This is a genomic window from Mycolicibacterium lacusdiani (assembly GCF_021916785.1).
Lineage (GTDB): Bacteria > Actinomycetota > Actinomycetes > Mycobacteriales > Mycobacteriaceae > Mycobacterium > Mycobacterium lacusdiani.
In genome coordinates this window covers 158,294-171,688 of sequence record NZ_JAKCFC010000008.1, presented here as the reverse complement: position 1 = coordinate 171,688, position 13,395 = coordinate 158,294, and the positions used below count along the sequence as shown (strand labels likewise).

Annotated in this window: 13 protein-coding genes; 5 read left to right on the top strand and 8 right to left on the bottom strand. The window is 68.9% G+C overall.

Annotated elements, in window-relative coordinates; genetic code table 11:
- Positions 1-2: 2 nt before the first annotated feature.
- Positions 3-200, top strand: coding sequence for a cation transporter (locus LOK44_RS22325; protein ID WP_237572279.1), 198 nt, complete (start codon positions 3-5; stop codon positions 198-200).
- Positions 197-2,344 carry a heavy metal translocating P-type ATPase gene (locus tag LOK44_RS22320; protein WP_237572278.1) on the top strand — a complete coding sequence of 716 codons (2,148 nt, stop codon included), beginning with the start codon at positions 197-199 and terminating at the stop codon, positions 2,342-2,344. The genes LOK44_RS22325 and LOK44_RS22320 overlap by 4 nt, the downstream gene beginning before the upstream one ends.
- 6 nt (positions 2,345-2,350) lie before the next feature.
- On the opposite strand, the gene LOK44_RS22315 is transcribed toward LOK44_RS22320, so the two are convergent.
- The 5 genes from LOK44_RS22315 to LOK44_RS22295 all read right to left on the bottom strand — a co-directional run bounded on the left by LOK44_RS22315 (position 2,351) and on the right by LOK44_RS22295 (position 7,469).
- Positions 2,351-2,968 (bottom strand): GIY-YIG nuclease family protein, encoded by a 618-nt coding sequence (locus tag LOK44_RS22315; protein ID WP_237572277.1) that lies wholly within the window; start codon positions 2,966-2,968, stop codon positions 2,351-2,353.
- Positions 2,969-3,078: 110 nt separating this feature from the next.
- Entirely contained in the window at positions 3,079-4,221 is a 1,143-nt protein-coding gene (locus LOK44_RS22310; RefSeq protein WP_237572276.1) for an adenylate/guanylate cyclase domain-containing protein, read from the bottom strand.
- Between the two features lie 4 nt (positions 4,222-4,225).
- Positions 4,226-5,515: a helix-turn-helix domain-containing protein gene (locus tag LOK44_RS22305; RefSeq protein WP_237572275.1), complete on the bottom strand. Its 1,290-nt coding sequence runs from the start codon at positions 5,513-5,515 to the stop codon at positions 4,226-4,228.
- Between the two features lie 54 nt (positions 5,516-5,569).
- Positions 5,570-6,382, bottom strand: a complete 813-nt coding sequence (locus LOK44_RS22300; RefSeq protein WP_237572274.1) for an acetoin reductase — start codon at positions 6,380-6,382, stop codon at positions 5,570-5,572.
- Positions 6,383-6,422: 40 nt separating this feature from the next.
- Positions 6,423-7,469 carry a 2,3-butanediol dehydrogenase gene (locus LOK44_RS22295; RefSeq protein WP_237572273.1) on the bottom strand — a complete coding sequence of 349 codons (1,047 nt, stop codon included), beginning with the start codon at positions 7,467-7,469 and terminating at the stop codon, positions 6,423-6,425.
- Between the two features lie 95 nt (positions 7,470-7,564).
- On the opposite strand from LOK44_RS22295, the gene LOK44_RS22290 reads away from it, so the two are divergent.
- The 3 genes from LOK44_RS22290 (at position 7,565) to LOK44_RS22280 (ending at position 11,019) form a co-directional block, all read left to right on the top strand.
- Entirely contained in the window at positions 7,565-9,382 is a 1,818-nt protein-coding gene (locus LOK44_RS22290) for a flavin-containing monooxygenase (RefSeq protein WP_237572272.1), read from the top strand.
- 132 nt (positions 9,383-9,514) lie between these two features.
- The gene (locus LOK44_RS22285; RefSeq protein WP_237572271.1) at positions 9,515-10,006 is read left to right on the top strand and encodes a DNA-deoxyinosine glycosylase; all 492 of its coding nucleotides are present in this window, start codon (positions 9,515-9,517) and stop codon (positions 10,004-10,006) included.
- A 59-nt stretch (positions 10,007-10,065) separates the two neighbouring features.
- Positions 10,066-11,019 (top strand): alpha/beta hydrolase, encoded by a 954-nt coding sequence (locus LOK44_RS22280; RefSeq protein ID WP_283817884.1) that lies wholly within the window; start codon positions 10,066-10,068, stop codon positions 11,017-11,019.
- On the opposite strand, the gene LOK44_RS22275 is transcribed toward LOK44_RS22280, so the two are convergent.
- Genes LOK44_RS22275 through LOK44_RS22265 form a run of 3 tightly spaced genes read right to left on the bottom strand, consistent with a single transcriptional unit; the run spans position 11,016 to position 13,363 of the window.
- Entirely contained in the window at positions 11,016-11,801 is a 786-nt protein-coding gene (locus tag LOK44_RS22275; protein ID WP_237572360.1) for an AraC family transcriptional regulator, read from the bottom strand. The genes LOK44_RS22280 and LOK44_RS22275 overlap by 4 nt on opposite strands.
- Before the next feature lie 45 nt (positions 11,802-11,846).
- Entirely contained in the window at positions 11,847-12,737 is an 891-nt protein-coding gene (locus LOK44_RS22270; RefSeq protein ID WP_237572270.1) for an SDR family NAD(P)-dependent oxidoreductase, read from the bottom strand.
- Positions 12,734-13,363 carry a TetR/AcrR family transcriptional regulator gene (locus tag LOK44_RS22265; protein WP_372481292.1) on the bottom strand — a complete coding sequence of 210 codons (630 nt, stop codon included), beginning with the start codon at positions 13,361-13,363 and terminating at the stop codon, positions 12,734-12,736. The genes LOK44_RS22270 and LOK44_RS22265 overlap by 4 nt, the downstream gene beginning before the upstream one ends.
- Positions 13,364-13,395: the final 32 nt, after the last annotated feature.

Below are 13,395 nucleotides of genomic sequence, written 5' to 3'. Positions count from 1 at the left end.
TCATGAGCATGGTTCTTGAAGTGAGCGGCATGACGTGCGGCCACTGCGTCTCGGCGATCACGTCGGCGGTATCGGCGCTGCCCGGCGTCACGGGAGTCGACGTCGACCTCGAGGCGGGATCGGTGCGGGTCGAGGGTACGCCCGACCCGGATGCCGTCACCGTGGCGATCGAGGACGCCGGATACGACGTAGCAGCATGAGCACGTCCAGCGTCACGCTCGACGTCGGCGGGATGACCTGCTCGTCGTGTGCTGCTCGAATCGAGAAGCGGCTGAACAAGATCGACGGCGTGCAGGCCAGCGTCAACTTCGCCACCGAACAGGCTGCGGTTCGGTTCCCCGACACCGTGACACCCGACGACCTGGTCGCCGCGGTGCAAGCCACGGGCTACACCGCAACGCTGCCGACCACCGAGGACGCCGAGCCCAATACCGACGAGTCGTACCTGCCCCGCCTGGTGGTGTCGGCGGTACTGAGCGTTCCCGTACTACTGCTGTCGATGGTGCCTGCGCTGCAGTTCGCGAACTGGGCCTGGGTCGCTTTCGCGCTCACCACGCCGGTCGTGGCTTGGGGTGCGCTTCCGTTCCACCGCGCGACCTGGACGAATCTGCGCCACGGCGCCGCCACCATGGACACCCTGATCTCGGTCGGCGTGCTGGCCGCCTACCTGTGGTCGACGTGGGAGCTGGTCACCTCCGGGGCCCACCATCCGCACCTCTACCTCGAGGTCGCCGCAGTCGTCACGACGCTGGTGCTGACGGGCCGATTCTTCGAGTCCCGCGCCAAGCGGCAGTCCGGTGCGGCACTGCGGGCGCTGCTCGACATGGGCGCCAAGGACGTCGCAGTCGTCTCCGACGGCGGCGAGACCCGGGTGCCCATATCGGCCCTCGCGGTCGGTGACGAGTTCCTGGTGCGCCCCGGCGAGAAGATCGCGACCGACGGCGTCGTGGTCAGTGGCACGTCCGCGGTGGACGCCGCGCTGCTCACCGGCGAATCCGTGCCGGTCGAGGTCGAACCGGGCGACGACGTCGTCGGCGCCACCGTGAACGTCGCGGGCCTGCTGCGGGTGCGCGCCACCCGCGTCGGCACCGACACCGCGCTGGCCCAGATGGCCCGCCTCGTCGCCGATGCGCAGAGCGGCAAGGCCGACGTCCAGCGGCTGGCCGACCGGGTGTCGGCGGTGTTCGTGCCCGTGGTGATCGGGCTCTCGGCGCTGACGCTCGTCGGATGGCTGCTGGCGGGTGGTTCGGCGAGCGCGGCCTTCACCGCCGCCGTCGCGGTCCTCATCATCGCGTGCCCGTGCGCGCTGGGCCTGGCGACGCCGACGGCCCTGCTCGTCGGCACCGGCCGCGGCGCCCAGCTCGGCATCCTGATCAAGGGCCCGCAGGTGCTGGAGTCGACCCGTCGGATCGACACCGTGGTCCTCGACAAGACCGGCACGATCACCACGGGCCGCATGACGGTCGTCGCGGCGCACCCCGCCGACCCCGAGCTGCTGGAACTGGGTGGAGCGCTGGAGAGCGCGTCGGAGCACCCGATCGCGCGCGCCATCGCCGCACATGCCGCCGACGCAGTCGGACCGCTGTCCGAGGTCACCGACTTCGTCAACCACGGTGGGTTGGGCGTCACGGGCATCGTGTCGGGCAGGCGCCTGGTCGCCGGCCGGTTGTCCTGGCTGCGCGACGCGCACGAGCTGACCGCACCCGAGGACCTGCTGAAGGCAGCCGAGGACGCCGAGCAACGCGGCCAGACACCGGTGTGGCTGGCCGTCGACGACGCCATCAGCGCCGTCTTCGTCGTCGCCGATGCCGTGAAGGAGTCTGCGGCGCAGGCCATCTCGAGCCTGCGTGACCTCGGCCTGACCCCGATCCTGCTGACCGGCGACAACGAGCGCGCCGCACGCACGGTTGCCGCCACGGTCGGCATCGAAGACGTCATCGCCGAGGTGCTGCCCTCCGACAAGGTCGACCACGTCAAGAAGCTGCAGGCCGACGGCAAGGTGGTCGCGATGGTCGGCGACGGCGTCAACGATGCCGCGGCGTTGGCCCAGGCCGACCTCGGGCTCGCGATGGGCACGGGGACCGACGTGGCGATCGAGGCATCTGATCTGACCCTGGTCACCGGCGACCTGCGCGCGGTCCCCGACGCGATCCGTCTGTCACGGGCCACCCGGCGGACGATCAAGGGCAACCTGTTCTGGGCGTTCGCCTACAACGTGGCGGCCATCCCGCTGGCGGCGTTCGGTTTGCTGAACCCGATGATCGCCAGCGCCGCAATGGCATTCAGCTCGGTCTTCGTCGTCACCAACAGCCTGCGGCTGCGCCGGTTCACGCCAGGGCGGTAGCCGACGTCACCACTCCTTGAGAATGCGCTGCTTGTTGGCGCGCGCTGCGCCCTCGCGGCGAATCCTCTTCAGTTCCGGGTGGAATGCGTTGCCCTCGTTGCCCCGGATGTTGAAGGGCACGTCCAGCGTTCGCATCAACTCGGCTTCAAGCTTCCACGGCTCTGCGTGAACCACCCACGACACGAGCGCGTTCTCGTCCATCCATGAGCTGAGGACCGATTCACCACCCGCGAACGTCATGCGTTCGCCGGATCCAATGCGCCGCAGTTCGATGCCGAGGTCTTCGGCGAGGAGCAGACCAAGTGTCTTGCGCAACGTGGACCCCTCGGCGTTGGCGTTGCCGCCACCGAAGTGATACCTGATGCGCTTGCGGAGATCCTGCTTGCTCCGCGGCTTGCCGTTGGCCGGAGGTGGTCCCTGGCTGATCCCGACGTAGAGCAGGGTCAGGCCGTCGCGTTGCTGACAGCCGGACGTGTCGATCGAACCCGGTACCTCGCGAAACCACCAGCCGTACGCACCTGGCGCCTCGGGCACCGGGCACGGGTCGGCGAACACCTCGGCGCGTGTAACCGGCCGCGCGGCAAGGAAGTCCGCGACAGTGGCGGTCTGCGGCCGATTACTCATTTCCTGCTCCCATCGTTCGATCACCCACCTTAGGCCCCCGCATCGCGTGCGAACGTTGAGTGAGCGTCCAGAGTCATGCCCACTCGCACTTTCGCGCCCTCGGCGCCATCTCAATCCGAAGAGTGCGCGGCCCGCCTGGCGCGGAACAGCTTCACGTCGTCCTTGATGTGCTTGAGCTTCCGCGCGCCGGCGAAGGACCAGTCGAAGCGCGGGTCGTCGCCGATCGCCTCGCGCGTCGCCTCGGCGACCAGGATCGCGCCCGGCCGCGCGGCAGTCGTCACGCGCGCCGCGAGGTTGACCGATCCGCCGAACCAATCCCCCGCGCGGCTGACGGCCAGCCCCGTCGCGAGGCCCGTGCGCAGGCGCGGGAAGTCCTCGATGGCTTCAGTGGCCTCGACCAGCGAGAGCATCGCGTCGAGCATTGCCGCCGGGTCCGTGCTCACCAGCATCACCTCGTCGCCGATGCTCTTGACGTACCGGACCGGCGGCTCGGCCACCTCGCGGGCCACGTCGGTCAACCTGTGCGCGAGCTGCTCGAGATCCTCCGGCGGCACCACCTCGCCCAGCCGGGTGAAGCCGACGAGGTCGGCGAACGCGATCGTCACCTCGCGCGCGCCGGGCAGCGGAATGCCCTCCGCGCGCTCACCTGCGCTGACCGCTTCTGTCTCCATCAGATGCAGCAGCTGCAGGCGCAGCATGTCCGCGATCATCGGGCCGAGCAGCGGCGCCACCTTCAACAGCAGCGACTCGGTGCGCTCGGCGACGTCCAGTTCGGTGGCCCCCGGTTCGCTGACCGCCTGCAACGCCGCGAAGCGCATGACGTCGGCCGCGCGGGACAGACCCTCGGTGAGCACCTGGACGACGAGCACGATCTGGTCGGCCGTGAACCCCAGCTCGATGAACTGCTGCGCGTAGCTCAGCGCCTCGCCGTCGATGCGCATCTGCACCTCGGCGTCGGGATCGTCGACCCGCGGCAGCCCGCTCGCCCGTTGCAGGCGCTGCAGTAGCTCGAGGTCCATCCCGGTCCGCTCACTGATCTCGCGAGAGGACACCAGGTGGCCGTCGTCGCCGAGGATGCGGCGCGAGGCGAGCAGCATGGGTTGGTAGGCGTCGCGGATCTGTTCGACGGTCACGCCCTTGCGCAGCAGCCAGGGAATGAGTTCGGCACGCTCCGCGCGGGCGGTGCCCTCGAGGCCGTCGAGGAGGCCGGACGCCTCGACGTCGAAGGACTCGATGTCGAAGTCGGCCGTCACGGGGTCAACGTATACCGCGGACCGCGCGAATGGCCGGTGCGGTCGACGCGGGCAGCACCGTCGCCATGTCGTCGGGGTAGACGAGGTCGACGACCGCGGACTCGGGGAAGCGGTAGGGCTTGCCGAGCACCAGCCCAACGTATTGCCTGCGCAGTCGCGACATCTCGGCGCGCACGGTCACGACCCGCGATCGGTCGCCGTAGAGGTCGTCGGCCAGCTCGGGCGCCGAACGGCCCTGCCGGTGAGTGGCCAGCACGTGCAGGATCTCGGCGTGTCGCGGCGAGATGTCCCGCCGCCACGTGCCGAATTGGCCGACCACGTCGAGTACCGGTGCGGCGCCGTCGCGCAAATCGAGCGTCACCCGCGAGGGAACGGCAGCCTCGTCGCCTTCGGATTCGGCGAGGCGGACCAGCCAGCCACCGGGCAGCGACTCGAGATCGCACGCGCCCAGCGACGGTATCCAGGCACGTCCGGGAGTGACACTGCGCGGCAACGGGATCCGGTTGTGCGGGGGCAGCGAGTCGACGGCGGCGACCCAGCCGTCGGTGTCGACCGCCAACGCCGGTCGCCCGACGCGGGCCAGGATCGGGGCGGCGACGGTGCGCAACCGGTTCAACGTCCGGTCGTGCACCTCGCGCAACTGCGACTCGGCGAGGCGAGCGACGAGGTCGACGAGCGCCACCGTCGTCGGGTGCACCGTCGCCGCGGGACCCGAGACGTCGACGATGCCGACAACCTGACCGGTGCGGGGATCCTTGATCGGAGCGCCTGCACAGGTCCACGCGTGATGGCTGCGCAGGAAGTGCTCGGCGGAGAACACCTGCACCGCCCGGTGCGAGGCAAGCGCGGTACCGATGGCGTTGGTGCCGACGGCGCTCTCACTCCACTGGGCGCCCTCGACGAAGCCCAGCCGGTCGGCGTTGGTCAGCACCCGCGGCGAGCCGTAACGCCACAGCACCCGGCCACGGGCATCGGCGACGACGAGGATGTTGTCGCCGCCGTCGATCACCGAGTCGAGTCCGCGGGAGACGTCGTCGAGCACCGCGAACAGCCCAGAGGCGTGGCGCAGCGCGTCGAGGCCACTGCTGTCGACGTCCGGCGGGTGATGGTGGTCGGGGTCGATTCCCTTGTTCAGCAACCGGTTCCAGGAATCGGCGATCACCCCGCGCGGACGGGCGGGCGACCGGTGACCCGCCATCGTGGCGTCGTAGACCTCCGACAGCAGCATGGCGTAGCTGCGCGGGTCGTCACCTGCCGCGACAGCGGGTTCTGGTACCGCCGAGGACGTGGCCATCACGTTCGATTGTGCTCCTCGTCACAGTTCGGCCCAAACGCGGGTGTCACGAAGTCACCGATAGACCATGCCTCCGTCGATCAGTCCGGCCTGGCCTGTCATGTAGTCCGCGCCGGGGCCGGCGAGATAGGACACGAAACCAGCTACGTCCTCGGGTGTCTCCGGTCGGCCGAGCGCGATGGTAGCGGCGAACTTCTCGAACGTCTCCCCCTCCGCGGCGCCGGTCAACTCGGCGAACCGCTTGTCGATCTCCACCCACATCTCGGTGCCCACCACACCCGGGCAGTAAGCGTTGACGGTGATCCCCTCGCCGGCGTGTTCCTTGGCCGCGGCCTGGGTGAGCGCGCGCACGGCGAACTTCGTCGCACTGTAGGGACCGAGCATCGCGAAGCCCTCGTGGCCGGCGATCGACGACGCGTTGATGATCTTGCCGGTGATCTCACCCGGGGTGGAACCGAGTTCCCTGAACTTGGCGACCGCGGCCTGAATCCCCCACAGCACCCCGTCGACGTTGATTGCCCACAGCCGCGCCAGGTCCTCAGGCGTCACCTCCATGATGGGTCCGACGAGGGCGATGCCTGCGTTGTTCACCATCACGTCGAATCCGCCGAGTGCGGACGCGGCGTGGTCGACGGCAGCGAACACCTGCGCACGATCGGACACGTCGGCGACGAATGACGTCGTCTTCGAACCGATCTCGGCGATCTCCTCGGCGACGGCGGCGATCGCGTCCCCCGAGACGTCGACCAGTGCGACGTCGGCACCGTTGCGGGCGAGGTCGAGCGCAATGCCGCGCCCTATACCGCGACCGGCGCCGGTAACCAAGGCGACCGTGTCGAGCAGTGGTGGCGTGATGGATCTGGTCATGTCGAACCTCTCGCTGAATCTTCCTTGGCAGTGCGGTTATTCACGCCCCCGGGTCGACGAGCACCTTCATCTTCGTGCCTGCGTGCAGGGCCTCGAACCCCTCCTCGATGACGTCGTCGATGGCGATCGACGTCACCCACCCCGTCGTGTCGTACACGCCGCGCGACATCAGGTCGATGACTGCGGCGAAGTCGGGTGCGGTGTAGCAGAGCGACCCCTGGATGCGGGATTCGTTCATGACCAGATTGAGCAGCGGCGTGGTGAGCGGCTTCTCGTAGATCGCGACGCTGACCATCGCCCGGCGGGCGCCTACGCACGCCAGCGCCGTCCCGACCGCGGGCGCGACGCCAGCCGCGTCGTACACGGCGTCGGCGCCCCGACCGTCGGTGTGGTCGGCGATGAAGGACGGCACGTCCAGGCCGGTCGGATCGAGCGTCCGCGCGCCGAGCGCCTCGATCGCCGCGCGCCGCGTCGCCGACGGCTCGACCACGAACACGTCCTCGACGCCCTTGCCGCGCAACGCAAACCACAGCCCTATCCCGATCGGGCCTGCCCCGAACACCATCGAGGTGCCGTCGGCGTTCGGCTCGCCGAGCGTCGCCGCGTGATACGCGACCGACATCGGCTCGACCAGCGCGCCCAGTTCGAGCGACACGTTGTCCGGCAGGCGGTGCAGCATGTCGGTCGGGACGACGGTGTACTCGGCCATGCCGCCGTCGGACATCAGGCCGTGGAAACCGATCTGGGCGCAGATGTTGTAGTTGCCCGCCCGGCAGGCGGGACAGTGCCCGCAGCGGTACAGCGGCATGATCGCCACCCGGTCGCCCTCGGCCCATTCGGTGACGCCCGACCCGACCGCGGTGATCGTCCCGGAGAACTCGTGGCCCATCGTCAGCGGCATCTGCTGCCCGGTGAGCGGGTGCGGCTCGGTGGGCACGAAGATCGGGCCCGCGTAGTACTCGTGCAGATCGGTGCCGCAGATCCCGTTGAACCCGACGCGGACCTTGACGGTGCCCGCCGTGGGTTCGGGTTCTGGCACGTCCTCGACCTCGAGCTTGTTCGGTCCGTAGTACACAGCTGCTCTCATGCAGTCGTTTCTATGTGACCTGGCGCACAGACGTAAGAGTTGCAGGGGGTTGCAGCCCTTGTGGAGGTCGGCGCTGACGGTGTGTCCTGGCTCACATGACATCAACGCTCGAGACCACCACCGACCTCACGCCGCAGGAGCGCGTCGACTCCTGGCTGCGCGACTTCGAACTGGCCCTGGCGTCACGCGACGTCGAACGTGCCGCGGCCAAGTTCGCGCTCGACTCATACTGGCGCGACCTGGTGTCCTTCACCTGGAACCTCAAGACCGTCGAGGGCCGCGACGCGATCGCCGACCTGCTCGCCGAGCGCGCGGCGACCACCGATGCGACGAACTTCCGAACCCGCGAACCCGCCACCGACGACGGCGACGGCGTCACGTCGGCATTCATCGAGTTCGACACCGCCGTCGGCCGCGGCACCGGACACCTTCGGCTCAAGGGCGACGAGGCGTGGACCTTCCTGACCGCGCTTCAGGAACTCAAGGGCCACGAGGAACGCAAGGGCGCGTCCCGCGTACTCGGCGCGGTGCACGGCAGCGACGAAGACACCCGTTCGTGGGCGCAGAAGCGCGAGGACGAACTCGCCGCGCTGGGCTACGCCGAGCAGCCCTACGTCGTCGTCGTGGGCGGCGGTCAGGGTGGCATCGCGCTTGGGGCGCGACTGCGGCAACTCGGCGTGCCCGCGATCGTGCTCGACCGCCACGAGCGGCCCGGCGACCAGTGGCGCAATCGCTACAAGTCGCTGTGCCTGCACGATCCGGTCTGGTACGACCACCTGCCGTACCTGCCGTTCCCGCAGAACTGGCCGGTGTTCGCGCCCAAGGACAAGATCGGCGACTGGCTCGAGTTCTACACCCGCGTCATGGAGGTGCCGTACTGGTCGAAGACGTCGTGCCTGTCGGCGTACTATGACGAGGCCGAGAAGCGCTGGACCGTCGAGGTCGACCGCGACGGCGAACGCGTGACCCTGCGACCGCAGCACCTCGTGCTGGCCACCGGCATGTCGGGCAAGCCCAACGTCCCCACGCTTCCCGGCCAGGACGTCTTCCGCGGCGACCAGCACCACTCCAGCGCCCATCCCGGGCCGGACGGCTACGTCGGCAAGCGCGCCGTGGTCATCGGCTCCAACAACTCGGCGCACGACATCTGCAAGGCATTGGTGGAGAACGGGATCGACACCACGATGGTGCAACGGTCCTCGACGCACATCGTGAAGTCCGACTCGCTGATGGAACTGGGCCTCGGCGACCTCTACTCCGAACGCGCCGTCGAGTCGGGCATGACCACTGAGAAGGCCGATCTGACGTTCGCGTCGCTGCCGTACCGGATCATGCACGAGTTCCAGACCCCGATCTACGACGCGATTCGGGAGCGGGACAAGGACTTCTACGACCGGCTGACCGCCGCCGGCTTCGACCTCGACTGGGGCGACGACGGCTCGGGCCTGTTCATGAAGTACCTTCGCCGAGGGTCGGGCTACTACATCGACGTCGGCGCCTCCGACCTGATCGCTGACGGCACCATCAAGCTCGCCCACGGCCAGGTCGACCACCTGACCGAGGATGCCGTGGTGCTAGCCGACGGCACGGTGCTGCCCGCAGACGTCGTCGTCTACGCCACCGGCTACGGCTCGATGAACGGCTGGGCTGCCGACCTCATCGGTCAGGACGTCGCCGACAAGGTCGGCAAGGTCTGGGGACTGGGGTCGGGCACCACGAAGGATCCCGGCCCCTGGGAGGGCGAGCAGCGCAACATGTGGAAGCCGACCCAGCAGGAGAACCTGTGGTTCCACGGCGGCAACCTGCACCAGTCCCGGCACTACTCGCTGTACCTGGCGCTGCAGCTCAAGGCCCGCCACGAAGGCATCCCCACACCCGTCTACGGGTTGCAGGAGGTGCATCACCTCAGCTGACTGCGTGATTTCGGCGCGCTCGTCCGCGGTCAGCGCGGGTGAGCGCGCCGAAATCCCGGGTTCAGAGGCGGTCGTCGTCTGAGCCACCGAAGAGTGCCATGCCCGACATCCTGGCTCATCTACCCTCCTGACATGACGGACTCCCCGGAGCCGATGCGCATAGGGCTGCCGCCCATCGTCGGGCCACGTGCCCGCGTGCTGGTGCTCGGCTCGTTCCCCAGCGAGCAGTCGTTGGCGACGGGGCGCTACTACGCCAACCCGCGCAACCAGTTCTGGCGGTTGCTGGGCGCGGTGCTCGGCTTCGACGCCGACGCGCCGTACGAGGCCAGGATCACGGCCGCCACCGAGCACGGCGTCGCGCTGTGGGACGTGTTGCACAGCTGTCGCCGGGCAGGCAGCCTCGACGCCCGCATCGATCGAAAGACGGCCGTCGTCAACGACATTGAGGCGCTGCTGGGCGACCACCCGGGCATCGGCCGGGTCGTCGTCAACGGGTCGGCCGCGCTGGAGTTGTTCGAGCGTCACGTGCGGGTGGGCGTGCCCGCCGTGCGCGTCCCGTCGAGCAGCCCGGCGGCGACAATGGCGTTCGACGCCAAGCTCGAGCAGTGGCGGGCGCTGGTCTGACAACACCTTGGTAGTGCCGAGGGGTTCCGTCGATGGCTTTCGGCGAGTAGAACGGATTCATGACCAGCTTCGTCAAGAAAATGCTGGGCATCGGCCTGGCGCTAGTCGTCACGGCCGGACTCGTCGGCGTCACGAGTCCGGCACCTGCGCAGGCGTTCTCGCGCCCCGGTCTTCCCGTCGAGTACCTCGACGTGCCGTCGGCGGCAATGGGCCGCAACGTCCGCGTCGAGTTCCAAGGCGGCGGCCCGAACGCCGTGTACCTGCTCGACGGCCTACGGGCGCGCGACGACTTCAGCGGCTGGGACATCGAGACTCCCGCGTTCGAGTGGTTCCTCGACTCGGGGCTGTCGACGGTGATGCCGGTCGGTGGCATGTCCAGCTTCTACGTGGACTGGTACCAGCCTGCGGTCGGCAACGGCACCACTCAGACCTACCGGTGGGAGACGTTCCTGACCCAGGAACTGCCCGCCTGGCTGGCCGAGAACAAGGGCATCTCGCGAACCGGCAACGCCGTCGTCGGCCTCTCGATGAGCGGTTCCACCGCACTGAACCTGGCCACCTACTACCCCGACCAGTTCCGCTACGCCGCATCGCTGTCGGGCTTCCTGCACCTGTCCGACGGGTTCTGGCCGACGCTCGTCGGCTTGGCCATGAACGACGCGGGCGGCTTCAAGGCCGACGCCATGTGGGGTCCGCGGACCGATCCGGCGTGGGCACGCAACGATCCGACCGTCAACGTCGCGCAGCTGGTGGCGACCGGCGCCCGCATCTGGGTGTACTGCGGCAGCGGCACGCCCAGCGATCTGCCCGGTGCGGTGGCGGGCCTGCCGCAACAATTCCTCGAGAGCTTTACCCTCGGGTCGAATCGCGACTACCAGAACGCCTACCTCGCCGCGGGTGGCACCAACGGCACGTTCAACTTCCCGCCCAACGGCACCCATTCGTGGCCCTACTGGGGTCAGCAGCTGCAGCAGATGCTGCCCGACATCCAGAGCACGCTCGGCGTTCGCTAGCGGTGCCGCGCGGCGTACTCGCCGGGAGTGCAGCCGAGCATCGACCGGAAGTCGTTGATGAAGTGCGCCTGGTCGTACCAGCCGTGGCCGACGGCGAGGTCGGCGAAGTCGAGTGCCGGGTCGGTCTCGATCGCCAGCGCCGCCTGCTGCAGCCGGTAGCGGCACAGCACCCACTTCACCGGCACGCCCACGTAGCGACGGAACACCCGCTGGGTGGTGCGCGCACTCCACGGCGAGATCGCCATGACCTGCTCGACGCGGTGCAGTCCGCCGTCCTCGCGCATGCGGTCCATCAGCTCGATGAGCGCGTCGTAGGTCGGATCGGGCACCGGGTCGTGACGGGCGATCGCCTCGTCGAGCGCGGCGGCAGCCGCATCGCGGTCATCGGCGAGAAGTAGTGCATCGCCGAAGGTCTCGTCGTCCAGACGCACCGTCCGCCGGGTGTAGGCGGCGGCATCGCGGTCGAAGCGGGCGGCGAAACCGCCCGGCCGGAACCGGACGCCCACGACGGCGCCGCGCCGTGTGAGCGTCGTCGTGAAGACCGTATCCACGACACCGTGGATCAGCGTTGCGGGCAGCCGGTGGCCATGCCGAATGCCGTCGGTCCCCCACTCGTGGGTGAGATGCATGCTCGGAAAGGTGATCACCATGCTCTCGAATGGCTCGCAGCCGGTGCGGTCCCACGTGACCGACCAGAAGTTCTCGACCCACCGCGCCGCCTCGTCGGACGGCGCCCAGCGGTCGAGGTCGAACGTCGACGCGGTGGCCGCGCGGCCGACCACGCCGAGCTGCGGGGTGGCGGTGGGCTCGGATGGCACACACCGAGCCTACGAGTCGACCAACTGCTCGCTGGTGGTCCACAGGTCGAGGGCCTTGGCGGCGTCATAGGAGTCCTCCGACGAGCGGATGGCCTTGCCGCCTTCGAAGTAGGCGCCAGTGACGCCATCGAACGACGGATCGACTGCGAGCGCGGCCAGCCGCCGGCCTGATCCGCGGCTGCTGTTCACGTTGGGCAACACGCGCAGCACCGGAAAGAGGTAGCGCCAGAGGAACTTCTGCAGTGGCGCGTACTCGCGAGCGAGCCCCGACCCCGGCATGAGGCCGGGATCGAAGGCGGTGACCGTTATACCGCGGGCGCCTTGTCCGAGCCGGCGATCCAGTTCGTAGGCGAAGAGCACGTTGCACAGCTTCGACGTGGTGTAGAGGCGCCGTCCCTCACCGGGGGTCGCCGGGTGCGCCAAGTCCTCGGCCGACGTGTACACAGGCTTCGGCATCCCGGTGAACTTCGCCGGGTCGTGGGTACCGCTGCTCACGACGACGATGCGGGCGGGCGCGTCGAGGTGCTCGAGCAGACCGCGAATCAGCGCAAAGTGCCCGAGATGGTTCACGCCGAAGGTCATTTCGAAGCCGTCGGCCGTCCGTTGCGTGCCGTCCACCACCTGCAGGCCGGCATTGCACACGACGGCCTGCAGTGGTGGCAGACCGGCGGCGACGAACCCCTCGAGGAACCCACCGACGGACGCCAGCGAGCCGAGATCGCATCGCATCACCGTGCACCGTCGAGTCGCCGCGAGTTCGGTGACCGCCGCTTCGCCGCGGCGCGGGTCGCGCACCGCGAGCACGACGTGCCACGCGTCGTCGCGCTCGAGGATGCTCCGCGCGCATTCGAGGCCCAACCCCGCGTTGGCGCCGGTGATGATCACGGTGCGGTCGTTCATGGTCCCTCCAGCAGGATCGGAATGAGTGCGGTGACGGCCTGGAACAGCCGCCGGTACATCCGGTCGACGTCGGTCGAATCGGGTTCGAGGTGATCGGCGAAGAACACGCCGTCCGACAGCGCGACGGCCAGAGCCGTGAGTTCGTCGACCACCTCGTCAGCCCGCGCCGGTGGGGCGTCGTCGGGCATCAAGGAGGCGATCACGGCGCGGAAACCCGCGATGGCGGTGTCACGCACCCGGCGCACGACCGCGGTGACCGCAGGGTCGTCGCTGCGTTCGAGCGAGAGTACGAAGAACAGCCGGAGGAAGTCCGGGTGTTGAGCGAGAAGCCCTGCGGTGGCGGCGAGTTGAGCCGCGACGTCCACCGGATCCGGCCCGTCGGCGCCGTGGCCGGGGATTGCGGCGAAGAACCGGTCGGCACCGCGCTCCATGACCGCGGCCAGGACGCCTTCCTTCGAGCCGAAGTGCCAATAGATGGAACTCGCTGGCAGCCCGCAGGCGGACCGGATGTCACTGATCGACGTGCCCGCATAGCCGCGGGTAGCCATCAGTTGCTCGGTGGCGTCGAGGATGAGTTCGCGGGAACTCTGCCCCTGCTGCTGACGCTTGGTCATCGACGCCGCCATGGCATTCCTGTCTGTAAGGATCGTTACAGACA

Coding starts and splice junctions, on each gene's coding strand:
- LOK44_RS22325 (WP_237572279.1), top strand. CDS start 3: ATGAGCATGGTTCTTGAAGTGAGCGGCATGACGTGCGGCCACTGCGTC.
- LOK44_RS22320 (WP_237572278.1), top strand. CDS start 197: ATGAGCACGTCCAGCGTCACGCTCGACGTCGGCGGGATGACCTGCTCG.
- LOK44_RS22315 (WP_237572277.1), bottom strand. CDS start 2,968: ATGAGTAATCGGCCGCAGACCGCCACTGTCGCGGACTTCCTTGCCGCG.
- LOK44_RS22305 (WP_237572275.1), bottom strand. CDS start 5,515: ATGGCCACGTCCTCGGCGGTACCAGAACCCGCTGTCGCGGCAGGTGAC.
- LOK44_RS22300 (WP_237572274.1), bottom strand. CDS start 6,382: ATGACCAGATCCATCACGCCACCACTGCTCGACACGGTCGCCTTGGTT.
- LOK44_RS22295 (WP_237572273.1), bottom strand. CDS start 7,469: ATGAGAGCAGCTGTGTACTACGGACCGAACAAGCTCGAGGTCGAGGAC.
- LOK44_RS22290 (WP_237572272.1), top strand. CDS start 7,565: ATGACATCAACGCTCGAGACCACCACCGACCTCACGCCGCAGGAGCGC.
- LOK44_RS22285 (WP_237572271.1), top strand. CDS start 9,515: ATGACGGACTCCCCGGAGCCGATGCGCATAGGGCTGCCGCCCATCGTC.
- LOK44_RS22280 (WP_283817884.1), top strand. CDS start 10,066: ATGACCAGCTTCGTCAAGAAAATGCTGGGCATCGGCCTGGCGCTAGTC.
- LOK44_RS22270 (WP_237572270.1), bottom strand. CDS start 12,737: ATGAACGACCGCACCGTGATCATCACCGGCGCCAACGCGGGGTTGGGC.
- LOK44_RS22265 (WP_372481292.1), bottom strand. CDS start 13,363: ATGGCGGCGTCGATGACCAAGCGTCAGCAGCAGGGGCAGAGTTCCCGC.